Consider the following 25,174-nt stretch of genomic DNA (forward strand, 5'->3'; position numbering starts at 1 on the left):
GCGGGGGAATCCTTTCCTGATCGATGATGAATCGGCCATTATTCGGCGATCTTTAATCAAAAGGAGGCTAAATGATGTCAACGCGACCTTCGTTGGGGTTTGCCGGAATCGGCCTGATGGGCCTGCCGATGTGCCGCCGCTTGCTGGCCGCCGGTTATCCGCTGACCGTGTGGAACCGCAACCCGGCCAAGTGCGCGCCGCTGGTCGAGGCCGGCGCCCGGCAGGTGGCGACCCCTGCTGAACTCTGTGAACAGGCTGACGTGGTGATGCTGTGCCTGGCGGACACAGCGGTGGTGCGCGAGGTGGTGTTCGGCCCGGCCGGCGTGGCTGAAGGGGCGAAACCCGGTCAGTTGCTGGTGGATTTCTCCAGCCTCGAACCGACGGCGACCCGTGAGATGGCAGCCGAACTGGCCGACAAGGCAGGCATGGCCTGGCTCGATTCACCGGTGTCCGGCGGGGTAGTCGGAGCCGAGGCCGGCAGTCTGGCGATCATGGTCGGCGGTGATGCAGCGGATCTTGATCGCGTACGACCGGTACTGCTCGAACTCGGGCAGCGCGTCACGCACATGGGCGGCATCGGCGCCGGTCAGGTGACCAAGGCCTGCAATCAGATGATCGTCGCCTGCAACGCTTTGGTGATCGCCGAAGTGGTGGCGCTGGCCGAGCAGGCCGGGGTCGATGCCGGCCTGATTGCCGAAGCGCTGGCCGGTGGTTTTGCCGATTCCAAACCGTTGCAGATCCTCGCCCCGCAAATGGCCGAAAGCCGTTTCGAGCCGGTGAAATGGCACGTGCGCACGCTGCTCAAGGATCTGGATACCGCGGTGAAATTTTCCCGGGAAACCGGTTCGGCCACACCGATCAGCGGATTGGCCGCACAACTGATGCGCCTGCATGGGGCACAAGGCTTTTTGCAGAAGGATCCAGCGACACTGGTGCAAATGTACCGCGCGCCAGACTCAGCGGATTGACCGTGTGCGCGTGTTTGCGCTGGTTGATTTCCTCCAGCACCGGGCGCAGTTCGGCCAGTGGCACCGGACGGCTGAGCAAGTAACCCTGAATGAAGTCGCAGCCCGAGCGCTCCAGGAATTCGTATTGCTCCAGGCTTTCGACGCCTTCGGTGACCACCTGCAAGTGCAGGGTATGCGCCATGACGATGATCGCCTGGACGATCTCCATGTCGGCGCTGGCCTTGGGGATGTCGAGGATGAACGAACGGTCGACTTTCAGGGTGTTGAGTGGCAGGCGTTTGAGATAGGCGAGCGACGAATAGCCGGTGCCGAAGTCGTCGATCGACAGTGACACGCCGAGGGCGCGGATCTGCCGCAACAACACCAGCGTGTTGGCGATGTTGCCCATCAAGGCGTTTTCGGTGACTTCCAGTTCCAGCCGTTCCGGGGCGACCCCCGCGCTGCGCAAGGCGTGCTCGATTTCATTGGCCAGTTCCTCCCGGGCCAGATTCAGCGGTGAGCAGTTCCAGGCGATCTTCAAGTCTTCGCAACCATGGCGCGACAGTTCACCGAGGTCTTCACAAGCCTTGCGCAGAACCCAGTTGTCCAGCTCGGCAATCAGCCCGTTGTTTTCGGCGATGGCGATGAATCGATCCGGGGTGAGCAGGCCGTGCACCGGGTGCTGCCAGCGGATCAGCGCTTCGAGCTTGGTGACCTTGCCGGTCTTGAGTTCGAAGATCGGCTGGTAATACAGCAGCAGACCGTTCTCCTGACGCAGGGCATGGCGCAGTTCCTCTTCCAGTTGCAGTTCGAGGCTGGCGCGATTCTTCAGGTTGGAATCGAAGAAGTGTACGCCGTTGCGCCCGGCGCCCTTGGACTGGTACAGCGCCAGATCCGCATGCTTGAGCAGTTCATCGCAGGTGGACCCGTCTTCGGGAAACAGGCTGATGCCGATGCTGGTGGTCATCACCATGCGTCGTCCGGCGAGCTCAATCGGCTCTTTCATCTTGAGCATGATGCGCTGGGCCAGGTTGCGCGCTTCCTCGCGGTCGCGCAGACCGATGAGGATGCAGAACTCGTCGCCGCCGAACCGCGCGACCACGTCTTCATGGCTGCGCACCGAACCCTTGATGTGCTGGGCGATAACCTTGAGCAGTTCATCGCCGGCGTCATGGCCGAGGCTGTCGTTGATGCGTTTGAAATGGTCGATGTCGAGAAACATCACCGCGAGCATGCCGCCTTCGCTGGATTTCTGGCTGAGTTTTTCAGCGAAGATCTGATTGAAGCCGCGCCGGTTGATCAGATTGGTCAGGGCGTCGTAATTGGCCACGTGTTGCAGCGACATGCGCGCCTGATCGAGCTGGCTGAGCAGGGCGTTGACCCGGCGCAGATCGTGCTCCTTGTTCTGCAGCTTCTTGTCGGCCAATGCGGCGCTGATGGCGCTGCCGAGAATCAGCAATGTGATCAGCGCAACAGTCAGGCCCAGTTGCAGGTGACTGGTTTGCGACGCCAATGTCGGCGATTGCCCCTCGGGCAGCACCAGTTGCAGCGCCGCCATGCCGGTGAAGTGCATGCTGAGGATGCCCGCACCGAGAATCAGCGCCGCCACGTATTTGAGCATCTGGATGTGCAGGCCGCTGCCTTCGCGCAAGTAACCGGCCACCCACAGTGCGGCGAAACTGGCGCCGATGGCGATCACGATCGATGACACGAACAGGATGGGCTTGTAGTAAGCCGTGGCGGCGGATTCGATGGCGGCCATGCCTACGTAGTGCATGCCGGCGATGCCCAGACCGATAACGATGGCGGTCTTGAGGTATTGCAGCAGACTCGGCTGCGGATGGCTGAGGGTGTGCATGGCCAGCCAGGACGCCAGTAAAGCGATCACCAGGGAAAACAGGGTCACGGGCAGATCGTATTGGATGTCGATCGGCGCCTGGAACGCCAGCATGCTGATGAAGTGCATGGCCCAGATGCCGCCGGCCAGGCAGGTTGCGCCGATCCAGCGCCACAGGCGTTGCGAACCGGGCTCTTCAGCGTGGACGACCCGCTCGGCCATGTCTAGGGTGGCGAAACTCGCGGCGCAGGCGACCAGGTAGGCCACCAGCACCAACAGGGGATTGTGTGTGCAATTGAGGATGACCTGCCCGCTCTCCGGCTGCTCGGCAACAAATTGCAAACCAAGCCACTCCATAGCATGCCCCGTCTCTGAGTGCGTCCTTACTGCGTCATCAACGCAGGCGAATGTTTGCAGTATAGAGGCGGTTTTTGGCGTGCAAGCGGTAGTGGCACATTGGCGCTAATGATTTTGGCATGAGCGTCATAGCGTTTGGCGCTAAGCGTTGAAACGCCTGAACTCAGGCGACTTCATTCCAGTGCGGTTGCAGCGGCGGCAGGCCGAAACGGGCACGCGCCTTGTCGCAGTCGGTGTTCTGTTCGCCGTTTTCCCACGAAGCTTCAAACTCGCGGCAGGGGCTGGAACGCTTGTCGTAGATCGTGCAAGCCACCGACTTTCCGACTTCGCCCTCCAACGCAGTGCAGCGCGGCGCCTTGCGGTCGGTGCCGATCATCGCGACACGGCTGGGCGTGATCTGGGTGACCAGTTCATCGGGTACGGTCCCGCCGGAGGATGCGCATTCACCCCAGAAAAAAGAAACACGAAAATGGGAACAGCAGGCACCGCAATTCAGACACGGACTGACTTCGGACATGGGCGGGGGTATCAAAGGGATTGATCGGCAGGATCCGGACGGATCCGGCGGCCATTCTAGGCTTTGCCACGGCGTTGGGAAGGGGGGCGAGAAAGTATTTTTTCATTGCCGGATTTTTCCGCAAAACCCCCGGTTTTCGGGGGATTCGAAGCATTTCAAGGGCTTACGTTTCGTTACACGGCCATGGCCCGTCATCAGGCTGACGAATGATCACAGACAGCCCCGACGAGCGTGACTAGATTGCAGGTTCCGGGCTCGGATGCGTTGGCAGTGAAGCCCCAATAACAATAAAGAGACGGACCCATGCAGAACTCGACCCAAGCGGCGAATGCCTGGCGCATTCTGTTCCTGCTGTTCCTCGCCAACCTGTTCAACTTCTTCGATCGCACCATCCCGGCGATCATCATCGAACCGATCCGCATGGAATGGCACCTCAGCGACTTTCAGCTGGGGATTGTCGGCACTGCGTTCACCATCGTTTATGCCATTGCCGGCCTGCCGCTGGGGCGCATGGCCGACACCGGTTCGCGCAGCAAGCTGATGGGCTGGGGCCTGGCGACCTGGAGCGCGCTGACGGCGGTCAACGGTCTGGTCGGCAGTTTCTGGAGTTTCCTGCTGGTGCGCATGGGCATCGGCATCGGTGAAGCGAGTTACGCACCCGCCGCCAACTCGCTGATCGGCGACCTGTTCCCCGCTCACCGCCGGGCCCGGGCCATGGGCATTTTCATGCTCGGCCTGCCGTTGGGGCTGCTGCTGGCCTTCTTCACCATCGGCTGGATGGTCAAGGCGTTCGACAGCTGGCGCGCGCCGTTCTTCATCGCCGCCGTACCGGGGCTGCTGCTGGCGGTGTTCATGTTCTTCATCAAGGAACCCAAACGTGGCGCGGCGGAAACCGTGCAGGTGTCGCAGGAGAAAGTCGACAAGCCGATCCGCCGGATTCTCGCCGTGCCGACCTTCCTGTGGCTGGTGATGGCAGGGCTGTGCTTCAACTTTGCGACCTACGCCTGCAATTCTTTTCTGGTGCCGATGCTCCAGCGTTATTTCCTGATGCCGTTGCAAGAAGCGGCAGTGGCCACCGGGGTGATCGTCGGTGTAACCGGGTTGATCGGCCTGACCCTCGGCGGCTGGATCGCCGACAAGATTCACCAGCGGGTGGCCAACGGCCGACTGCTGTTTGCCGCGTTCAGTCTGATCATCTCCACCCTTTGTACGGCGTGGGCGCTGCATGCCGGGCGTATTGAGATCGGGGTGTTTGTCGCGGTGTTCAGCGTCGGCTGGCTGTTCGCCTACAACTTCTACACCTGTGTGTACACGGCGATTCAAGACGTGGTCGAACCACGCCTGCGAGCCACGGCGATGGCGCTGTTCTTTGCCGGGTTGTATTTGCTCGGTGGCGGTCTGGGGCCGGTGGTGGTCGGCGGTTTGTCGGATCACTTCGCGAAATCGGCGATGGTCTCGACAGGCGCCGAGCAGATGACCGAGGCGTTCAAGGCCGTCGGCCTGCATGATGCGATGTACCTGATCCCGGTGGCGTTGTTCCTGACCATGGTGTTCCTGTTCCTCGCGGCACGCTGTTTTGTGCGGGATGCGAAGCGGATGAAGGAGGGGCTGGTGGCGGTGGTTGAGCCGCAGAGTCAGGCCGTTACCGCTTGATGACCTGCATCGCCTGATCGTTCCCACGCTCCGCGTGGGAACGCAGCCCGGGACGCTCTGCGTCCCATTCGAGAGCTGGAACGCGGAGCGTCCCTTGAGGCATTCCCACGCGGAGCGTGGGAACGATCGGCGGGGGGACAGGCAAACAAAAAGGCCCGCATCGCTGCGGGCCTTTTCGTTTTTGGCGATGGAGCAGGGCGGTTTAGCCCGCCACCAGCACCCGGATCGCTTCCAGTCGCAGTGCTGCCTTGTCGAGCATCGCCAGACCTTGTTCGCGCTGCTTGCGCAGGGCGTCCAGTTCGCTGTCGCGTACAGTCGGGTTGACCGCCTGCAATGCGGTCAGGCGTGCCAGTTCTTCGTCGGTGTCGGCTGCCAGACGGCGGCGGGCCTCGGCCACGCGCTCGGCGTGGCGCGGGGTGACCTTGTCTTCACCGGCGTTGATCCGTGGCGTCAGCTGATCGCGCTGGGCCTGGATGAACTTGTTGGCGCTGGCGCGTGGCACGCTTTCCAGTTGATCGTTCAAGGTCTCGAACGCCACGCGCGATGACAGGTCGTTGCCGTTGGCGTCGAGCAGGCAGCGCAGGGCGGCCGGCGGCAGGTAACGGCCCAGTTGCAGCGAACGCGGGGCAACCACTTCGCTGACGTAGAGCAGTTCCAGCAGCACGGTGCCCGGCTTGAGCGCCTTGTTCTTGATCAGCGCGACGGCGGTGTTGCCCATCGACCCGGACAGCACCAGATCCATGCCGCCCTGCACCATCGGGTGTTCCCAGGTGATGAACTGCATGTCCTCGCGCGACAGCGCCTGGTTGCGGTCGTAGGTGATGGTCACGCCTTCGTCGTCGCCCAGCGGGAAGCTGGCGTCGAGCATCTTCTCGCTCGGCTTGAGGATCAGGGCGTTTTCCGAATGGTCTTCGCTGTCGATGCCGAACGCGTCGAACAGGGTTTCCATGTAGATCGGCAGGGCGAACTGATCGTCCTGTTCGAGGATGTCCTCGACCAGCGCTTCACCTTCGCCGGCGCCGCCGGAGTTGAGTTCCAGCAGACGGTCGCGACCGGTGTGCAGCTCGGCTTCCAGACGCTCGCGCTCGGTGCGCGCCTCGTCGATCAGCGCTTGCCACTCGCCGTCGTCGGCTTCTTCGAGCAGCGGCAGCAGGCGCGGACCGAACTGATGTTGCAAGGCGTTGCCGGTCGGGCAGGTGTTGAGAAACGCGTTCAGGGCTTCGTGGTACCACTGGAACAGACGCTCTTGCGGGCTGGTTTCCAGGTACGGCACGTGCAGTTCGATGATGTGCTTCTGGCCGATCCGGTCGAGACGACCGATCCGCTGCTCCAGCAGGTCCGGGTGCGACGGCAGATCGAACAGCACCAGATGGTGGGCGAACTGGAAGTTGCGACCTTCACTGCCGATTTCCGAGCAGATCAGCACCTGCGCGCCGAACTCTTCGTCGGCGAAGTAGGCGGCGGCGCGGTCACGCTCGAGGATGTTCATGCCTTCGTGGAACACCGTGGCCGGGATGCCGGAGCGCACGCGCAGGGCGTCTTCCAGGTCCATCGCGGTTTCGGCGTGGGCGCAGATCACCAGCACTTTGGTGCGCTTGAGCATTTTCAGCTGATCGATCAGCCACTCGACGCGCGGGTCGAATTTCCACCAGCGTTCTTCTTCGCTGGCGTCCGGCTGGGCCTGGAAGCTGACTTCCGGGTACAGCTCGGCGTGTTCGCCCAGCGGCAGTTCGAGGTATTCGTCCGGGCACGGCAGCGGGTACGGGTGCAGTTTGCGCTCCGGGAAACCCTGCACGGCGGCGCGGGTGTTACGGAACAGCACGCGGCCGGTGCCGTGGCGGTCGAGCAGTTCACGCACGAGGCGGGCGCTGGCTTCGGTGTCGCCATCGTTGACGGCGGTGAGCAGGGCTTCACCTTCGTTGCCGAGGAAACCGTGGATAGTCTTGTGCGCGGCCGGCGACAGGCGACCCTTGTCCAGCAGTTCCTGAACGGCTTCGGCCACCGGGCGATAGTTTTCGCTCTCGGCGCGGAAGGCGGCCAGGTCATGGAAACGGTTCGGGTCGAGCAGGCGCAGACGGGCGAAGTGGCTGTCCTGACCGAGTTGTTCCGGGGTGGCGGTGAGCAGCAGCACGCCGGGAATGACTTCGGCCAGCTGTTCAACCAGCGAGTATTCCGGGCTGACTTTCTCTTCGTGCCACACCAGGTGGTGGGCTTCGTCGACCACCATCAGGTCCCAACCGGCAGCGAACAGCGCGTCTTGCGCCTTTTCGTCGTCGACCAGCCACTCCAGCGCCACCAGGGCCAGCTGGGTGTCTTCGAACGGATTGGTGGCATCGCTTTCGATGAAGCGTTCTTCGTCGAACAGCGCAACCTGCAGGTTGAAGCGGCGGCGCATTTCCACCAGCCATTGGTGCTGGAGGTTTTCCGGAACCAGGATCAGCACGCGGTTGGCGCGGCCCGACAGCAGCTGGCGATGGATCACCAGGCCGGCTTCGATGGTCTTGCCCAGACCCACTTCGTCCGCCAGCAATACGCGCGGCGCGATACGGTCGGCGACTTCACGGGCAATGTGCAACTGGTGGGCGATCGGTTGTGCACGCACGCCGCCCAGGCCCCACAGCGCGGACTGCAACTGGCGGCTGGTGTGTTCCAGGGTATGATAGCGCAGGGAGAACCAGGCCAGCGGGTCGATCTGGCCGGCGAACAGACGGTCGCTGGCCAGACGGAACTGAATGAAGTTCGACAGCTGGGTTTCCGGCAGGGTGACCGCTTCGTTTTGCGCGTTGAGGCCGTGATAGACCATCAGGCCGTCGACGTCGTCGACTTGCTGGACAGTCATCTTCCAGCCTTCGAAGTGAGTGATCGAGTCGCCGGGCGAGAACCGCACGCGGGTGAGGGGCGCATTCCGTAGCGCGTACTGGCGAGTCTCGCCAGTGGCCGGGTAAAGCACGGTCAACAAGCGGCCGTCCTGTGCCAGAACGGTGCCTAAACCAAGCTCTGCTTCGCTGTCACTGATCCAGCGTTGCCCCGGTTGATACTGCTGCGCCATGCTGCCTGACTCCCACCTTGAAAAAGCGGGCTATCTTAACGGAATGAGGGCCCGAGGCCAAAGGATAAGGAGCCTCGGCCCGGCTTTTAACCGCAATCGGCCAATTGCAGGGAAGATTAGGTCATGCATCGGTTTTACGGGATGTTGCGGCACCCTTGAGTGCCAAACCGGTCACAAGTTTGCGACCGATGGCTCAAGGCACCCCTGGCGCCGCCGATAACCTGCTGACAGGAGACCCTCATATGCTGCCACCGATGCTCCCCCTGAGCGCCGTGCCGATCACCTCCCAGCAGGATCCGATCCGCCAGCGACCGGATATTCCCCCTGTGGTGCCGGTGCAGGAAAGCTCCAACGAAAGCACCATCGACCTGCAAAAACGCGACCCGGAAGAGGACGGCTATCTGCTGCGCGAAGAGCAGCGCCGCCAGCAGGAACGTGATCGCCGGCGCCGTGAAGCCGACGACGACCCCGAAGCGCACCTCGCCGTGCCCGGCACCGAACTGAACGCCGACAACACTGTGCCGGTGGCGCCGTTGATGGAAGATCAGCCGCGTCAGGGGCTTTGGGTCGACATCGAAATCTGAGGCTGGACGGCCAGTTCCGTCAGGTTCTCCAGCAACACGTCGATCTCTTCTTGCGTGTTCAAGTAGCTCACCGCCACCCGCGCAATATTCGTCAGCCCGCGCGCCTGCATGTCCAGCGGCGTGTAGGCCACGCCATTGGCGCCGATGTTGATTCGCCGTTCGGCCAACGTCTGCTTGAGCGCCACGCTGTCCCAGCCTTCAAGCGTGAAGGCGATCAGCCCGGATTGTTGATTCGCCGTTCCGAGATCCCGCAGCGTCAGGCCGGGAATCGCCTTCAGGCGTTGGCGCAATCCGTTGCTCAATTGTTCGATGCGCTGGCGAACGGGAATCGCGCCGAGGCGTTGTACTCCTCCAGTGCATTGGCCAGCCCGGCCAGCAGCGCCAGTGACACTTCACTGGTTTCAAAGCGGCGCGCGTCGTCGCGCAGGGTAAAGCGCTTGCCGTCCCATGGCGCCGACAACACATCGCGTTGCATGGGGAGCAGCCGTTGCAAAAAATGCGGCCGGATGTACATCAGCGCCGTGCCGCGCGGCCCGCGCAGGAACTTGCGACCCGCACCCTTGAGCACATCGCACTGTAAGGCCTGAACATCGCAGGGCAACTGCCCCAGCGCCTGACCGGCGTCGATGAAATAAGGAATGCCGTGGCGCCGCGCCACGCTGCCGATCTGCGCGGCGGGGTTGATCAGGCCACCGTTGGCCGGCAGCCAGGTCAGGGCGATCAGGCGTACCTGGCCGTCGATCATCTGCGCCAGGGCTTGCGGGTCGACCGCGCCGTGGGCGTCACAAGGAATCACTTCGAGCCGCGCGCCGGCCTTCACCGCTTCGGCCATGCACGCCAGGTTGCCGGCCCATTCATGGCGACCCACCAGAATCCGCTCGCCGAGCTGCCACGGCCCCAGCGCGTTGAACGCCTGGCTCCAGGCTGCCGAGCCGCTGCTGGCGAAGGCGATGTCCTCGGGCTGGGCGTTGAGCAGGGCGGCGGCCGCGTTGCGCGCGCGTTCCTGTACCCGGTTGTCTGCCGCTTCCATCGGCCCGCCGAGTGCTTCGTGTTGCAACTGTTCGATCACTGCATCGAGGGTGGCTTGGCTCGGCAACGAGGCGCCGGCGTGGTTGAAGTGGATCACCTGAGCGCAGCCGGGCGTGGCGGCGCGCAGGCGCGAGAGGTCGTCGAGGTTCACGGCTTGAGCTCGAAGATCGCGTCGATTTCCACCGCGACGCCGGCCGGCAGACTCGACACGCCGACTGCGGTGCGCACGTGCCGGCCCTTGTCGCCGAGGGCGTTGACCAGCAGGTTCGACGCGCCGTTGGCGACAAAACCCTGAGCTTTGAATTCCGGTGTGGCGGCCACGAAAACTCCGAGGCGCAGGATGCGCACCAGTTTCGACAGGTCATCGCCCAGTGCATGGCTCAACTGGGCGAGCAGGCCCAGGGCAGCCAGTTCAGCGGCGTTGGCCCCTTCTTCGTCGGAGATCGCTTCGCCCAGTCGCCCGATGAACGCAGGTTTGCCGTCGAGCAATGGAATCTGCCCGGAGATGAACAACTGATTATGGCTGACCACATGGTTGACGTAATTGGCGATCGGCTGGCTCGGTTCGGGCAGGCGCAGGCCGAGTTGTTGCACGCGTTGGCTGAGGGAATCGGTCATGGGAAGTCCTCCTGAGTGAGGGCTTCAGCATGTTGGTGAGAGCGAAGGGCGACAAACGGATAGATTTAATCCGACGCATCCAAAAAACTCATGCGTTCGAGGTTTCCTCCAGCCACTGGCAGAAACTTTGCGCCGCCGATGTGGGCGGGCGTTGCGGGGTGACCAGCCAATAACCGATCTCGCCGAGCATCGGCGGCGTGTCGAAGGCCGGCACCAGCGCGCCTTCCTTGATCCGCCGTTCGATCATTCGCTGGCGACCCATGGCAATGCCCTGACCGGCGACGGCCGCTTCGACGACGATGTTGTAGTCGTGCAGCATGACGCCGGGCACATGAGCCAGATCGATGCCGCTGTGTTGCTGCCAGTCGATCCATTCGAACGGCTGGTGCGACTTGGCCATCAGCAACGGCCCGTTGTTCACGCCTTTGGCCTTGAAGGCCGGGCTGCACACCGGCGTCAGGGTTTCAGCCATGAACCGCCGGGCCTGGACTTTCGGCCAGCCGCCCTTGCCGTAGCGGATCGCCAGATCCACCTCGCCGGCGTCGACATCGGCCAGTTGCACGGCGGGCAGCAGCTCGACATGGATGTTCGGGTATTTCACGTTGAAATCCGCCAGACGCGGAGCCAGCCACAGGGTTGCGAAAGAGGCGAGCAGACCGATGCGCAGGGTAGTGGGGCGTTCGCTGCGCAGGTCGTGGGTGGCGGCGGCAATCGCGGTGAGGGCCGGTTGGATTTGCCGGTAATACTGTTCGCCGGCGGGTGTCAGATCGATCGCCCGGGTGCGGCGCACGAACAGTCGCTGATCGAGGAATTCTTCGAGTTTGTGCACCTGATGGCTGATCGCGCTTTGGGTCACCGACAGCTCATCGGCAGCCTTGATGAAACTCAAATGGCGGGCCACGGCCTCAAAGGCGCGCAAGGCCATCAGCGGTGGCAGATCCTGATGCAGGGGCACGGCGCAGATCCTTCGGGTTCAGGGCGAGGCGCCGATTGTGCGGGCAAATCCGGTGGGCGGTACATGAATTGTTGTAGAGCGTTTAGGTCAGTGGCTGGTCAGCGCCCGCGTCAGGCCGCATTATTGGCGCAGTCCTGTCGGTGATCCGGCAGTTGTGATTCAGTCCAAGCGATGCACCGAACGCCATGAGCCAAGACGACAAGCTGATTGACCTCAACACCGAACGCGCCAAGCGGGTTCATGACCTCAACGAGAAGCGCCTGAATGAAGTTCGCCAGGCTTTCGAGCAGGCCATGCCTTTGGGTAAGCCGAAGAAAAAGCCGAAAAACAAACCGAAAAAGCGTTGATCTCCCCTGCATCCGTTGATGCAGGTCAGTTATTTCCCTTCCTTTCCTCCCCATGGTGACCGGCATTGATCCCGGTCAATTCCTGCGCCTGCCTGATTGGTTAACTTAGTTCCATCGCAGCAGAGCAGGGGCCAGGAGGCCAGTCATGTTTTTCGATAACGTGGTGTTTGCCGGGGTCCTGACTGTGGGGCTGATGGTTCTGTTTTTTGCAGGGTTTGGATTTTTTATCTGGAAGGATGCGAACAAGCGCAAGAAGCCTTGATTCTTCCGGGTTTGATGAGCACGCAAGGCATTTTGGGCAACTTCGGTTGCCCTTTTTTTTGTGTCTTGGCGGCCTTTGGGCCGACCATGCTTTGGGTGTTTTTTTGTGAATATCCGTTTTTGCGGGTGTTGCGGCTGGCGGTTCCGCTCTTACAGCGGCTCACTTTTCCAAACGCCGAAAAGTAAGCAAAAGGCTGGGCCCCTGCGTTCGGCACCTCGCTGTGGCTCGGCGTTCCTTCGTTCCGGGATTCATCCGGGGGCATCGCCTACGGTTTGCTTCGCTGCACCTCCTCTCGATGCATGCGGCTGCGCCGCACGGTCGCTGCGCTCTCACCCCCGGATAAATCCCTCCACTCAGCCTTCCGATGGGGCCGGCACGTCAAAAGCGGTACTCGAGCTAACGCTCATCGTTTTGAGTGGTGGGAAGCGGAAGCTAACAGCTTTTGCTTTGATCGTTCCCACGCTCTGCGTGGGAATGCAGCCCGGGACGCTCCGCGTCCCATTTCTGAAGGCAACAAAAAAGGCGTGATCCTTTCGAATCACGCCTTCTTCACTGCAGCGATCTATCAGCTACCCAGCGCCTTCGACGCCAGCCAGAACAGGCCGGCCGACAGGGCCACGGTGGCTGGCAGGGTCAGGACCCAGGCCAGCAGGATGGTTTTCACCGTGCCGCCTTGCAGGCCGCTTTTGTTGGCGACCATGGTGCCGGCCACGCCCGAGGAGAGGACGTGGGTGGTGGACACCGGCAGGCTGAAGATGTTGGCCAGGCCGATCAGGCTGGCGGTGGTGATCTGGGCCGACATGCCTTGCGAGTAGGTCATGCCTTGTTTGCCGATCTTCTCGCCGATGGTCAGTACCACGCGTTTCCAGCCGACCATGGTGCCCAGGCCCAGAGCCAGGGCGACCGCCAGAATCACCCAGAACGGGGCGTATTCGGTGGTGGTGGTCAGGTCTTTGCGCAGTTTGTCCAGGTCGGCTTTTTCACGCGGCGCCAGGCCTGGCAGTTTGCTGACTTTCTTCGCGGTGTCGTCCAGGCAGAGCAGGTAGCGACGCACTTCGATGCGGCTTTCAGCGGACAGCGAGTGGTAGTCCGCCACACCTTTTAGGGTGTCGAGCAGGGCGGCGATGGTCGGTTCGGTCTGTTGCGGGTTGCAACGGAATTTTTCCGGCAGGTCGCCTTCCACGCTTTTACCCAGGGCCAGGAATTCGCCCAGGGTGTCGGCGTTGCGCTTGTAGAACTGGCTCAGGTGCAGGGTCGCGTCGCGAGTGCGTTCGATCTGGTAAGTGGTGCTGTTCAGGTCGAGTACGAACTGCGCAGGCACGATACCGATCAGTACCAGCATGATCAGGCCGATACCTTTCTGGCCGTCGTTGGAACCGTGCACGAAGCTCACGGCCATGGCCGAGATTACCAGGACCAGGCGGTTCCAGAACGGTGGGTGCTTCTTGTCGTCGATCTTGCGGCGCTGTTCCGGCGTCTTGTGCATCTTCGACAGCGGTCGCCACCATTTCAGGCCGATCAGCACCAGCGCGGCGATCAGGAAGCCGGCCATCGGCGAGAACACCAGCGAGGCGCCGATATCGATCGCTTTCTGCCAGTTGACGCCGTCAGCCAGTGGAATTTCGTTGATCAGGGCGTTGGCCAGGCCGACACCGAGGATCGAACCGATCAGCGTGTGCGAACTGGAGGCCGGGATACCGAAGTACCAGGTGCCCAGGTTCCAGGCGATCGCGGCGGCGAGCAGCGAGAACACCATTGCCAGACCATGGCCGGTGTTCACGTTGATCAACAGTTCTACCGGCAGCAGGTGCACGATGGCATACGCCACGCCAACGCCGCCCAGCAGTACGCCGAGGAAGTTGAACACGCCCGAGAAGAACACCGCCAGGTGAGGCGGCATCGCTTTGGTGTAGATAACAGTGGCTACCGCGTTAGCGGTGTCATGAAATCCATTGATGAACTCGAAGGCGAGGACAAATGTCAGGGCGAGCAGGAGGCTCACAAGCACCCAGGCATCCAGTCCGCTGAATAAATCGATCATGAAGGTTTTCTGACCCGGTCATAAGGGGGCGCGATTATGCCAGAAAAGACTGGAAATCGATCCCCTACCTGCTCATCGGTAAGCGTCTTCGCCAAATTAATTTGTATCAAGGTGCATTACCCAAGCTTTTTACAGGGTTTTGCAAGGTGTTGATTCCATTGATAAAAATGCGAGACGCCGGCGGATTGGCCGGTTGTCGGGAGGGGGCTGAAACTTGTATGAAATATCTGAGAAACGCGTCTGACATGCTCCAGACCTGTGCACTACAGGGGAGTTGGCCGCTGCCCGCGGGTAGCGGGCGCGCAAGGCATCGTCAGTCCACCGTGCTTGTAACCCGGTGAGTACGCTTACCCTTGAAAGTCTCAAAGGAAGGCATCACGGCTCTTCGGCTTTGAGTTCCTCTTCCATTTTTTTCAGTTCTTGCTGGAAGACCTGATCCTGAACGGTAGGGCGTTTTCGCCAGGCTTTGCGTTCTGGTTCGGGCTGGGCGGCGTAGGTGGTGACTTCCCCGCCGTAAACTTCCTTGTAACGTTGTTCCTGGCGCTCAAGTTCCGCGCGCAGTTCGTCTTTCGTCACAGTGCTACCTGTATGAGTTGAGATAAATGTCTGGTGAACGCACTGCAACGAATCATTTAACCGGTTCACCAACAAGCGCTCGCCCGGACAGGCAGCGGTGTTGTCGCGAAGACGGTCAGGACTTCCATGTTGCAGGCGGCTACGGCACCAGATTAAAACTGACGCAGCATCAGTTTCCTGTTTCAGCGAGCGCGCTGGCGGTGCATGAATAATGAGCATCAGGCGCTGGCCGGGGCCGGCAGCGATGGACATCGCGCCAGCGGGTGGCACCGTCGGCAAATAAAAGCGCGGTGTCACTAAGGTGCATTATAGCGGCCGAATCGGGATTGCCTATCTTTGCCAAGTTAAAAACGGTTCTGAATGTGTGATTGTTTTGTGACGTGCAACTTTCATCAATAGTTGCATCGTCGTTGCGCAGTGTTTGATTTCTGGCGCCATTTAGTCGGACAACTAAGGCGCTTAAACCGCACCGGCGTTCCAAGTTCAAATCCGTTCCGCACTGCCTTAACGAGGAGACGAGGGCGATTGCGATTATCGGTCGACGGTTCGATAATCGCCCGGTGTTGGCGGTCTGTCGCTTGTGTATCCGCCAGCGAGCCGCTTGTATAGCCGTTGATCCGAACAAGAAAAAAAGGACCTGACATGAACGATCAAATGCGCAATTCCTTCACCTCGGTAGCGCCGCCGATCGTCGCTTCGCCGGCCAAGCGTATCCAGGCCCTGACCGGTGATCCGGATTTCATGACCTCCTTGGCCCGCGGCCTGGCGGTGGTGCAGGCGTTTCAGGAGCGCAAGCGCCACCTGACCATCGCCCAGATCAGCCATCGCACGGAAATTCCCCGCGCCGCCGTGCGCCGTTGCCTGCACACGCTGATCAAGCTCGGCTACGCCACCACCGACGGGCGCACTTATTCGCTTCTGCCCAAAGTGCTGACTCTCGGTCACGCCTATCTGTCTTCGACGCCGCTGGCGGTCTCGGCCCAGCCGTACCTCGACCGCATGAGCGAGCAACTGCACGAGGCCTGCAACATGGCCACGCTGGAAGGCGACGACATTCTCTACATCGCCCGTTCGGCCACCACTCAGCGTCTGATTTCGGTGGACCTCTCGGTGGGCGGGCGTTTGCCGGCGTACTGCACGTCCATGGGGCGGATTCTGCTGGCGGCGCTGGACGACACCTCGCTGCGCGAATACCTCGACCACGCCGAATTGGTGGCCAAGACCAGCCGCACGATTCACACCCCTGACGCCTTGCTCGAATGCCTGCAGGAAGTGCGGCAGCAGGGCTGGTGCATCGTCGATCAGGAACTGGAGCAGGGCCTGCGTTCGATTGCCGTGCCGGTCTACGACGCTTCCGGCCAGGTAGTGGCCGCGCTCAACGTCAGCACCCACGCCGGTCGCGTCAGCCGCACCGAGCTGGAGCAGCGCTTTCTGCCGGGTCTGTTGAGCGCCAGCCGCGACCTCAGTGCGCAATTGTTTGCCTGATGAAGCTGTTCGATAAACGCACAGAGTTGCGTTTATCGAATTGACGCTAAAACCCCCGGATCATTAATGTCGCGGCAGCGTCATCCGGCGCGAATGTGAATGAGCCCGCCGGATTGTCGACTCTCATAATAATGACAAGAGGCAACTTCCCATGCGCACGTTCCCCGACTGTCGCCGCTCCCGTTCCTGTTGCCGGTATTAGCGCAACGCCTGATTTCTTCCTTATATAGTTGTGACCGTGCCGCTCTCTGGCCGGCCGCCGTTCGACTGCGTTTTCTTGCGTGGAATAAAAATAATGAACCAGCCTCAGTCCGCTGTAGGTCACTGCCTCGATGTGCAGTCCTTCATCAACGCCCAACCGATCTCGCGCTATCAATGGCGAGTGGTGATTCTGTGTTTCCTGATTGTGTTCCTCGATGGCCTCGACACCGCGGCCATGGGTTTTATTGCGCCGGCCCTGTCCCAGGACTGGGGCATCGACCGCGCCAGCCTCGGCCCGGTGATGAGCGCCGCGCTCATCGGTATGGTCTTCGGCGCGTTGGGCTCCGGGCCGTTGGCTGACCGCTTCGGGCGAAAAGTCGTACTGGTCGGCGCGGTGTTTCTGTTCGGTGCTTTCAGTCTGGCGTCGGCCTACGCCACCAATGTTGATCAACTGCTGGTGCTGCGTTTCCTGACCGGTCTGGGGCTGGGCGCCGGCATGCCGAACGCCACCACGCTGCTGTCGGAATACACCCCCGAGCGTAAAAAGTCGCTGCTGGTGACCAGCATGTTCTGCGGCTTCAACCTCGGCATGGCCGGAGGCGGATTCATCTCGGCCAAGTTGATCCCGGCATTCGGCTGGCACAGCCTGTTGCTGATTGGCGGGATCCTGCCGCTGATCCTCACCGTGGTGCTGCTGCTCTGGCTGCCGGAGTCGGCGCGTTATCTGGTGGTGCGCAATCGCGGCACCGACAAGGTGCGCAAGACCCTCGCACCCATTGATCCTGCCATCGTCGCGCAGGCCGCGAGTTTCAGCGTGCCGGAACAGAAAACCGTCAAAGCGCGCAACGTGTTTGCGGTGATTTTCTCGGGCACCTACAGCGTCGGCACGTTGCTGCTGTGGCTGACCTACTTCATGGGCCTGGTCATCGTGTACCTGCTGACCAGTTGGCTGCCGACGCTGATGCGCGACAGTGGCGCGAGCATGGAGCAGGCAGCGTTTATCGGCGCATTGTTCCAGTTCGGCGGGGTGTTGAGCGCGGTCGGCGTAGGCTGGGCGATGGACCGGTTCAATCCGCACAAGGTCATCGGCATTTTCTACCTGCTGGCCGGGGTGTTTGCCTACGCCGTGGGGCAGAGCCTGGGCAACATCACGCTGCTGGCGACGCTGGTGCTGGTGGCGGGCATGTGCGTCAACGGTGCGCAATCGGCGATGCCGTCGCTGGCGGCGCGGTTTTATCCGACGCAGGGCCGGGCGACCGGTGTGTCGTGGATGCTCGGGATCGGCCGGTTTGGCGCGATTCTCGGGGCGTGGATGGGCGCGACCCTGCTGGGGTTGGGCTGGAATTTTGAGCAGGTGCTGACGGCGCTGGTGATTCCGGCCGGGCTGGCCACGGCAGCGGTGGTGATCAAGGGCCTGGTCAGTCACGCGGACGCGACCTGAGTTTCATTGCAGGATCGTTCCCTCGTCGAACTGGCTTCAGAGGTTGCTTCGCGCTCGGCTCCGGAAGGACGCGGAGCGTCCCGGGCTGCATTCCCACGCAGAGCGTGGGAACGATCAGTGACGGAACGATAGGTTGATAACAATCTGTTCGATAAACGAACACTCAGTCGATTATCGGATTGTTTGGCGAAAATCAGCGGCTTAATCTTCAGTGACTCCGGCGCAGAACCTCGCGCCTTTTTATCACTGGCGATTCATTACAAAAACGGGAGCCCGCTCCATGGCTGAGATCCTTTCGCTGCACGACGCGGTGAAGCAATTCGTCAACGACGGCGACACCGTCGCGCTCGAAGGTTTCACTCACCTGATCCCTACGGCGGCGGGTCATGAAATCATTCGTCAGGGCAAGAAAGATCTGACCCTGGTGCGGATGACGCCTGACCTGATCTACGACCAACTGATCGGCGCCGGCTGTGCACGCAAGCTGATCTTCTCCTGGGGCGGCAACCCTGGCGTGGGTTCGCTGCACCGTCTGCGCGACGCGGTCGAGAAGCAATGGCCGCATGCGCTGGAAATCGAAGAACACAGCCACGCCGACCTGGCCAATGCCTACGTCGCCGGCGCCTCCGGCCTACCGTTCGCGGTACTGCGGGCCTACGCCGGTTCCGACCTGCCGAAGGTCAACCCGCTGATCAAATCCGTAACGTGCCCGTTCACCGGTGAAGTGCTGGCGGCGGTGCCGTCGGTGCGTCCGGACGTGACCGTGATCCACGCCCAGAAGGCCGACCGTCAGGGCAACGTGCTGCTGTGGGGCATCCTCGGCGTGCAGAAAGAAGCCGCACTGGCCGCCAAGCGTTGCATCGTCACCGTCGAAGAAATCGTCGACAACCTCAACGCCCCGATGAACGCCTGCGTGCTACCGACCTGGGCCTTGAGCGCGGTCTGCCATGTACCCGGTGGCGCGCATCCGTCCTACGCCCACGGTTACACCGAACGTGACAACCGTTTCTATCAGGCGTGGGATCCGATCGCCCGCGACCGTGAGACGTTTACCGCGTGGATCAACGAATACATCCATGGCTGCGCTGACTTCAGCGAGTTCCAGGCCAAGTTGGCCGCTGCTTCGGAGGCCAAGTAATGACTTACACCACCAATGAAATGATGACTGTCGCCGCAGCCCGTCGCCTGAAGAACGGCTCGGTGTGCTTCGTCGGCATCGGCCTGCCGTCGAAAGCCGCCAACCTGGCGCGCCTGACCTCGTCGCCGGACGTGGTGCTGATCTACGAATCCGGTCCGATTGGCGCCAAACCCAGCGTATTGCCACTGTCCATCGGTGACGGCGAACTGGCAGAAACCGCAGACACGGTCGTGCCGACCGGTGAGATTTTTCGCTACTGGCTGCAGGGCGGGCGCATCGACGTCGGTTTCCTCGGCGCAGCGCAAGTCGACCGTTTCGGCAACATCAACACCACCGTGGTCGGCGATTATCACCAGCCGAAAGTGCGTCTGCCGGGTGCCGGTGGCGCGCCGGAGATCGCCGGTTCCGCCAAAAGCGTGCTGATCATCCTTAAACAGTCGGCGCGTTCGTTTGTCGACAAGCTCGATTTCATCACCTCGGTCGGCCATGGCGAGGGCGGCGATTCGCGCAAACGTCTGGGCCTGCCGGGCGCCGGCCCGGTCGGGATCATCACCGACCTGTGCATCATGGAGCCGGAAGAGGGCACCCATGAATTCGTGGTCACCGCACTGCACCCGGGCGTGACCCGCGAGCAAGTGGTCGCCGCTACCGGTTGGGCCATCCGTTTTGCCGACAACGTTGACACCACCGCCGAACCGACCGAAGTCGAGCTGACCGCCCTGCGCGATCTCGAAGCCCGCACTGCAGCGGCCCACGGCCAGGCACCGGGAGAAGCATGATGCGTGACGTTTATATCTGCGATGCGATTCGTACCCCCATCGGTCGTTTCGGTGGCGGTCTGGCGGCGGTTCGCGCCGACGACCTGGCCGCCGTGCCGATCAAGGCCCTGATGGAGCGCAATCCGTCGGTGGACTGGAGCGCCATCGACGAAGTATTCCTCGGCTGCGCCAACCAGGCCGGTGAAGACAACCGCAACGTGGCGCGCATGGCGCTGCTGCTGGCCGGTCTGCCGGAGAGCGTGCCGGGCGTCACCCTCAATCGCCTCTGCGCGTCGGGGATGGATGCCATCGGTACAGCGTTCCGCGCCATCGCCAGCGGCGAAATGGAGCTGGCGATTGCCGGCGGCGTCGAGTCGATGTCCCGCGCACCGTTCGTGATGGGCAAGGCTGATGCGGCGTTCTCGCGCAACATGAAGCTGGAAGACACCACCATCGGCTGGCGTTTCATCAACCCGTTGATGAAGGCGCAGTACGGCGTCGATGCGATGCCGCAGACCGCCGACAATGTTGCCGACGATTACGAAATTTCCCGCGAGGATCAGGACGCTTTCGCCCTGCGCAGTCAGCAACGTACTGCCGCTGCCCAGGCTGCCGGCTACTTCGCCGAGGAAATCGTCGAAGTGCGGATCGCCCACAAGAAGGGTGAAACCGTGGTCAGCCAGGACGAACACCCTCGCGCCGACACCACGCTTGAAGCCCTGACTAAACTGAAACCGGTCAACGGCCCGGACAAGACCGTCACCGCCGGCAACGCTTCGGGCGTCAACGACGGTGCTGCCGCGCTGATTCTGGCCTCGGCCGAAGCAGTGAAAAAACACGGTCTGACCGCCCGCGCCAAAGTGCTCGGGATGGCCAGCGCCGGGGTCGCGCCACGGGTGATGGGCATCGGCCCGGTGCCAGCGGTGCGCAAACTCACCGAACGCCTCGGCGTGGCGGTCAGCGATTTCGATGTGATCGAGCTCAACGAAGCGTTTGCCAGCCAGGGTCTGGCGGTGCTGCGCGAACTGGGGCTGGCGGACGATGCGGCCCAGGTCAACCCGAACGGCGGCGCGATTGCCCTCGGTCACCCGTTGGGCATGAGCGGCGCGCGTCTGGTGCTGACCGCGCTGCATCAGCTGGAAAAGACCGGTGGCAAGAAAGGTCTGGCGACCATGTGCGTCGGTGTCGGCCAGGGTCTGGCCCTGGCCATCGAACGCGTCTGACGCATGCCGTGACGAAAAAGAACAGAGGAAAGCGAAATGACTGACAAGCCTGGTTACCGCCGCCCGCAGGAAGGCACCCAGCCGCCGTACCTGCACCCGACCTATCAATCCACCAATCTGCGCTCGCCGTCAAAGCCGTTGGTGTTTCTGCCGCATTCGCTGTCGGAAATCACCGGCCCGACCATCGGTGCTGAGCGTGTGGCCGATACCGACAACGATCTGACCGCCCAGCATCAGGGTGAACCGCTCGGCGAGCGGATCATCATTCACGGGCGTGTGCTCGACGAAGACGGCCTGCCGGTGCCGGGGATTCTGGTGGAGATCTGGCAGGCCAACGCCGCCGGTCGCTACAACCATGCCCGTGACCTGCACGACGCACCGCTGGACCCGAATTTCACCGGCACCGGCCGCACCGTGACCGACGCCGACGGCTGGTATCAGTTCCAGACCATCAAGCCCGGCGCGTATCCGTGGGGCAACCACCACAACGCCTGGCGTCCGGCGCACGTGCATTTTTCGTTGTTCGGACCGAGCATCCTGACGCGCCTGGTCACGCAAATGTATTTCCCGGGCGACCCGCTGCTGGCCTACGACCCGATCTATAACTGCGTGCCGGACACCTCGGCCAAGGAACGCCTGATCGCCGCTTTCGATCTGGAAAAAACCATTCCGTCCTACGCCCTCGCTTATCGCTGGGACATCGTGCTGCGCGGCCGCGAAGCCACGCCGATGGAGAAATGAGATGACCCTGACTGCGACCACGTCCCACACCGTCGGGCCGTATTACCACATCGGCCTGACCTGGCTGAACCGTGAAAACCTCGCCAACGAACTGACCCTCGGCCAGCGCGTGGCGATCACCGGGCAAGTGGTGGACGGCAATGGCGATGTCGTCAACGACGCCATGCTCGAAGTCTGGCAGGCCAACGCCGCCGGCAAATATGACCACCCGGAAGACGAGCAGGCCAAGCCGCTCGATCCGAATTTCGAAGGCTTCGGCCGGGTGCCGGTGGACGCCGAAGGGCGCTTCCGTTTCACCACCATCAAGCCGGGCACGGTCGAAGGCCTGAAGGGCTCGACCCAGGCGCCGCATCTGGTGGTGCTGGTGTTCGCGCGCGGTCTGGTGAAGCACTTGCTGACGCGGATCTACTTCGAAGGCGATCCGGCGAACGTCAATGATCCGCTGCTCGAATGCGTACCGGCCGAGCGCCGCGATACGTTGCTGGCGAAGCCGGATGCGGCGGGGGTTTATCAGTGGAATGTGATTCTGCAGGGCACTGATGCGGAGACCGTGTTCTTCGATTATTGAACCGGATACTGATCGTTCCCACGCGGAGCGTGGGAACGATCAGAGATCGGGTCTGGTTGGTGATCCAATGTGGAACGGGACTGTTGCGAAGTGTGTCTAGACTCTCACTGTCCCTATCGAGTGAAAAAACAATGACAACCACCACCTCCCATTACACCGGTGAAGAGCGCAGCAAGCGCATCTTTGCCATTGTCGGCGCGTCGTCCGGCAACCTCGTCGAGTGGTTCGACTTCTACGTCTACGCCTTCTGCGCGATCTATTTCGCCCCGGCGTTTTTCCCCTCCGACAACCCCACGGTGCAGCTGGTCAACACGGCAGGCGTGTTCGCCGCCGGGTTCCTGATGCGACCGATCGGCGGCTGGATTTTCGGCCGGGTCGCGGACAAGCACGGGCGCAAGAACTCGATGCTGATCTCGATCCTGATGATGTGCTTCGGCTCGTTGCTGATCGCCTGTCTGCCGACCTACAAGGACATCGGCGTCTGGGCGCCGCTGCTGCTGTTGTTCGCGCGCTTGCTGCAAGGCCTGTCGGTGGGCGGTGAGTACGGCACCACCGCGACCTACATGAGCGAAGTCGCGCTCAAGGGCCAGCGCGGGTTCTTCGCCTCGTTCCAGTACGTGACCCTGATCGGCGGGCAACTGCTGGCGGTGCTGCTGGTGGTGATCCTGCAACAGTTCCTCACCGAAGAAGAATTGCGTGCCTACGGCTGGCGGATTCCGTTCGTGGTCGGCGCGGCCGCTGCGCTGATTTCGCTGTTCCTGCGCCGCTCGCTGAAAGAAACCACCAGCAAGGAAATGCGCGAGAACAAGGACGCCGGCAGCATCCGCGCCCTGTTCCGCGATCACAAGGCTGCGTTCATCACCGTGCTCGGCTACACCGCCGGCGGCTCGCTGATTTTCTACACCTTCACAACGTATATGCAGAAGTACCTGGTGAACACCGCCGGCATGCACGCCAAGACCGCCAGCTACATCATGACCGGCGCGCTGTTCCTGTACATGTGCATGCAGCCGCTGTTCGGCATGCTCGCCGACAAGATCGGCCGGCGTAACTCGATGCTCTGGTTCGGTGGCCTCGGCACGCTGTTCACGGTGCCGATCCTGCTCAGCCTGAAAAGTGTCGGCAGCCCGTTCCTGGCCTTTGTGCTGATTACCGTGGCGCTGGCGATCGTCAGTTTCTACACCTCGATCAGCGGTCTGGTGAAAGCCGAGATGTTCCCGCCGGAAGTCCGCGCCCTCGGCGTTGGTCTGGCGTATGCGGTGGCCAACGCGATCTTCGGCGGTTCGGCAGAATACGTCGCCCTGAGCCTCAAGGCCGGCGGCATGGAAAACGCGTTCTACTGGTATGTCACCATCATGATGGCCGTGGCGTTCCTGTTCAGCCTGCGCCTGCCCAAAGAAGCGAAGTATTTGCACCACGATCTTTAAACCATGCGCGCGGGCCACAACGGCCCGCGCCGGCAAGGACTGTTTATGACTCAGCGACCGGGCAATCAATTGTTCGATGCCTACTTTACTGCCCGCGATATGCGCGACGTGTTCTGCGATCAGGGCCGGGTGCAGGCGATGCTCGACTTCGAAGCGGCGCTGGCCCGGGCCGAAGCGCGGGTCGGGTTGATTCCGGCGGGTGCTGTCGCGCCGATTGAAAATGCCTGCCGCGCCGGGCTGTTTGATTTCGCGGCATTGGGCGAGGCGATTGCCACGGCCGGCAATTCGGCGATTCCGCTGGTCAAGGCGTTGGGCAAACAGATTGCCGCGACCGATGCCGAAGCCGAGCGCTACGTGCATCTGGGCGCCACCAGTCAGGACGTGATGGATTCCGGGCTGGTGCTGCAATTGCGCCAGGCGCTGGAGTTGATTGAAGAGGAGCTGGCGCAACTCGCCGATTCCCTCGCCATTCAGGCGCAGCGCCACGCTGCGACGCCGCTGGCCGGACGTACCTGGCTGCAACATGCGACGCCTGTGACGCTCGGCATGAAGATCGCCGGTTGGCTCGGTGCGATCACGCGCAGCCGTCAGCGTCTGCGCGAGCTCAAACCGCGACTGCTGGTGCTGCAATTCGGCGGCGCGTCCGGCACCCTCGCGGCGCTCGGCGAACAGGCGTTGCCGATCGCCCAGGCGCTGGCCGAAGAACTGCACCTGACCCTGCCGGAACAACCCTGGCACACCCAGCGTGATCGCATCGTCGAGTTCGGCGCGGTGCTCGGTCTGATCGCCGGCAGCCTCGGCAAGTTCGGCCGCGACATCAGCCTGTTGATGCAGACCGAAGCGGCGGAAGTGTTCGAGCCGTCGGCGCCGGGCAAGGGCGGTTCTTCGACCATGCCGCATAAGCGCAATCCGGTGGGCGCGGCGGTGCTGATCGGCGCCGCCACCCGCTTGCCGGGGTTGGTCTCGACGCTGTTCAGCGCCATGCCCCAGGAACACGAACGCAGCCTCGGTTTGTGGCACGCCGAATGGGAAACCCTGCCGGAAATCTGCTGCCTGGTGTCGGGCGCGCTGCAACAGGCACGGCTGCTGGCCGACGGTCTGGAGGTCGATGCCGCGCGCATGGCCCGCAACCTGGAACTGACCCAAGGCCTGGTGCTGGCCGAGGCGGTAAGCATCGTGCTCGCACAACGGGTCGGCCGCGACACCGCGCATCATCTGCTCGAACAATGCTGCAAACGAGCAGTGGCCGAACAGCGCCATCTGCGTGCGGTACTCGGTGACGAACCGCAGGTGACCGCCGAACTGAGCGCAACCGAACTGGATCATCTGCTCGATCCCGCCCATTACCTCGGTCAGGCGCAGGTCTGGGTCGAGCGTGCGGTGGCCGAACACAACGCATTGTCTGACTGAAAGGAGAGGG

At 62.2% G+C, this 25,174-nt stretch carries 21 protein-coding genes and 1 pseudogene; 14 read left to right on the top strand and 8 right to left on the bottom strand.

The window, feature by feature from the left end; all coding sequences use genetic code 11:
* Nucleotides 1-71: 71 nt before the first annotated feature.
* Nucleotides 72-968, top strand: coding sequence for an NAD(P)-dependent oxidoreductase (locus L6D82_RS04325; protein ID WP_236188192.1), 897 nt, complete (start codon nt 72-74; stop codon nt 966-968).
* Here the strand turns inward: L6D82_RS04325 and L6D82_RS04330 are convergent.
* Complete coding sequence (locus L6D82_RS04330) at nt 859-3,141, bottom strand: putative bifunctional diguanylate cyclase/phosphodiesterase (protein WP_236188193.1); 2,283 nt, start codon at nt 3,139-3,141, stop codon at nt 859-861. The two genes, L6D82_RS04325 and L6D82_RS04330, sit on opposite strands and share 110 nt — an antisense overlap.
* Nucleotides 3,142-3,304: 163 nt before the next feature.
* Nucleotides 3,305-3,658, bottom strand: coding sequence for a YkgJ family cysteine cluster protein (locus tag L6D82_RS04335; protein WP_007959180.1), 354 nt, complete (start codon nt 3,656-3,658; stop codon nt 3,305-3,307).
* A 303-nt stretch (nt 3,659-3,961) separates the two neighbouring features.
* Between L6D82_RS04335 and L6D82_RS04340 the strand changes: the two genes are divergently transcribed.
* Nucleotides 3,962-5,311, top strand: a complete 1,350-nt coding sequence (locus L6D82_RS04340) for a spinster family MFS transporter (protein WP_236188195.1) — start codon at nt 3,962-3,964, stop codon at nt 5,309-5,311.
* 202 nt (nt 5,312-5,513) lie between these two features.
* Here the strand turns inward: L6D82_RS04340 and rapA are convergent, their stop codons facing one another.
* On the bottom strand, nt 5,514-8,360 hold the full coding sequence (rapA, locus tag L6D82_RS04345) for an RNA polymerase-associated protein RapA (protein WP_102686611.1): 2,847 nt from the start codon (nt 8,358-8,360) through the stop codon (nt 5,514-5,516).
* Nucleotides 8,361-8,602: 242 nt separating this feature from the next.
* Here rapA and L6D82_RS04350 point away from each other — a divergent pair, with 242 nt between their 5' ends.
* Nucleotides 8,603-8,944 carry a hypothetical protein gene (locus tag L6D82_RS04350; protein ID WP_007959194.1) on the top strand — a complete coding sequence of 114 codons (342 nt, stop codon included), beginning with the start codon at nt 8,603-8,605 and terminating at the stop codon, nt 8,942-8,944.
* Here the strand turns inward: L6D82_RS04350 and L6D82_RS04355 are convergent.
* The 3 genes and pseudogenes from L6D82_RS04355 to L6D82_RS04365 form a co-directional block, all read right to left on the bottom strand.
* Nucleotides 8,914-10,124: pseudogene (locus L6D82_RS04355) on the bottom strand (aminotransferase class V-fold PLP-dependent enzyme). The gene L6D82_RS04350 and the pseudogene L6D82_RS04355 sit on opposite strands and share 31 nt — an antisense overlap.
* Nucleotides 10,121-10,591: a RidA family protein gene (locus L6D82_RS04360; RefSeq protein ID WP_236188197.1), complete on the bottom strand. Its 471-nt coding sequence runs from the start codon at nt 10,589-10,591 to the stop codon at nt 10,121-10,123. The pseudogene L6D82_RS04355 and the gene L6D82_RS04360 overlap by 4 nt, the downstream one beginning before the upstream one ends.
* 88 nt (nt 10,592-10,679) lie before the next feature.
* Entirely contained in the window at nt 10,680-11,546 is an 867-nt protein-coding gene (locus L6D82_RS04365) for a LysR substrate-binding domain-containing protein (protein WP_236188198.1), read from the bottom strand.
* Nucleotides 11,547-11,731: 185 nt separating this feature from the next.
* Between L6D82_RS04365 and L6D82_RS04370 the strand changes: the two genes are divergently transcribed.
* Nucleotides 11,732-11,893, top strand: a complete 162-nt coding sequence (locus L6D82_RS04370) for a hypothetical protein (RefSeq protein WP_007959203.1) — start codon at nt 11,732-11,734, stop codon at nt 11,891-11,893.
* Between the two features lie 145 nt (nt 11,894-12,038).
* On the top strand, nt 12,039-12,155 hold the full coding sequence (gene ccoM, locus L6D82_RS28540; protein WP_007959205.1) for a cytochrome c oxidase subunit CcoM: 117 nt from the start codon (nt 12,039-12,041) through the stop codon (nt 12,153-12,155).
* Between the two features lie 565 nt (nt 12,156-12,720).
* Here ccoM and L6D82_RS04375 read toward each other — a convergent pair.
* The gene (locus L6D82_RS04375) at nt 12,721-14,196 is read right to left on the bottom strand and encodes an inorganic phosphate transporter (protein ID WP_102718207.1); all 1,476 of its coding nucleotides are present in this window, start codon (nt 14,194-14,196) and stop codon (nt 12,721-12,723) included.
* Between the two features lie 375 nt (nt 14,197-14,571).
* Nucleotides 14,572-14,772 carry a hypothetical protein gene (locus L6D82_RS04380; RefSeq protein ID WP_007957826.1) on the bottom strand — a complete coding sequence of 67 codons (201 nt, stop codon included), beginning with the start codon at nt 14,770-14,772 and terminating at the stop codon, nt 14,572-14,574.
* Between the two features lie 642 nt (nt 14,773-15,414).
* On the opposite strand from L6D82_RS04380, the gene pcaR reads away from it, so the two are divergent.
* The 9 genes from pcaR to L6D82_RS04425 all read left to right on the top strand — a co-directional run bounded on the left by pcaR (nt 15,415) and on the right by L6D82_RS04425 (nt 25,164).
* Entirely contained in the window at nt 15,415-16,257 is an 843-nt protein-coding gene (pcaR, locus tag L6D82_RS04385; RefSeq protein ID WP_007917109.1) for a pca regulon transcriptional regulator PcaR, read from the top strand.
* A 295-nt stretch (nt 16,258-16,552) separates the two neighbouring features.
* The gene (gene pcaK, locus L6D82_RS04390) at nt 16,553-17,899 is read left to right on the top strand and encodes a 4-hydroxybenzoate transporter PcaK (protein ID WP_011332817.1); all 1,347 of its coding nucleotides are present in this window, start codon (nt 16,553-16,555) and stop codon (nt 17,897-17,899) included.
* Nucleotides 17,900-18,179: 280 nt separating this feature from the next.
* A complete protein-coding gene (locus L6D82_RS04395; RefSeq protein WP_003222404.1) occupies nt 18,180-19,037 on the top strand; it encodes a CoA transferase subunit A in 858 nt (285 codons plus the stop codon).
* Entirely contained in the window at nt 19,037-19,816 is a 780-nt protein-coding gene (locus L6D82_RS04400) for a CoA-transferase subunit beta (RefSeq protein ID WP_085612381.1), read from the top strand. Before L6D82_RS04395 ends, L6D82_RS04400 begins: the two co-directional genes overlap by 1 nt.
* A complete protein-coding gene (gene pcaF, locus L6D82_RS04405) occupies nt 19,813-21,018 on the top strand; it encodes a 3-oxoadipyl-CoA thiolase (protein WP_178082629.1) in 1,206 nt (401 codons plus the stop codon). The genes L6D82_RS04400 and pcaF overlap by 4 nt, the downstream gene beginning before the upstream one ends.
* Before the next feature lie 36 nt (nt 21,019-21,054).
* Nucleotides 21,055-21,759: a protocatechuate 3,4-dioxygenase subunit beta gene (gene pcaH, locus L6D82_RS04410; RefSeq protein WP_011332820.1), complete on the top strand. Its 705-nt coding sequence runs from the start codon at nt 21,055-21,057 to the stop codon at nt 21,757-21,759.
* Nucleotide 21,760: 1 nt separating this feature from the next.
* Complete coding sequence (gene pcaG, locus L6D82_RS04415; protein ID WP_039771428.1) at nt 21,761-22,327, top strand: protocatechuate 3,4-dioxygenase subunit alpha; 567 nt, start codon at nt 21,761-21,763, stop codon at nt 22,325-22,327.
* Between the two features lie 131 nt (nt 22,328-22,458).
* Nucleotides 22,459-23,754, top strand: a complete 1,296-nt coding sequence (locus L6D82_RS04420; protein WP_236188200.1) for an MFS family transporter — start codon at nt 22,459-22,461, stop codon at nt 23,752-23,754.
* Between the two features lie 45 nt (nt 23,755-23,799).
* Complete coding sequence (locus L6D82_RS04425) at nt 23,800-25,164, top strand: 3-carboxy-cis,cis-muconate cycloisomerase (protein WP_236188201.1); 1,365 nt, start codon at nt 23,800-23,802, stop codon at nt 25,162-25,164.
* The last annotated feature ends 10 nt before the right edge of the window (nt 25,165-25,174 follow it).

The sequence above is a fragment of the Pseudomonas paraglycinae genome (genome assembly GCF_021601625.1).
In the GTDB taxonomy this organism is placed as follows: domain Bacteria; phylum Pseudomonadota; class Gammaproteobacteria; order Pseudomonadales; family Pseudomonadaceae; genus Aquipseudomonas; species Aquipseudomonas paraglycinae.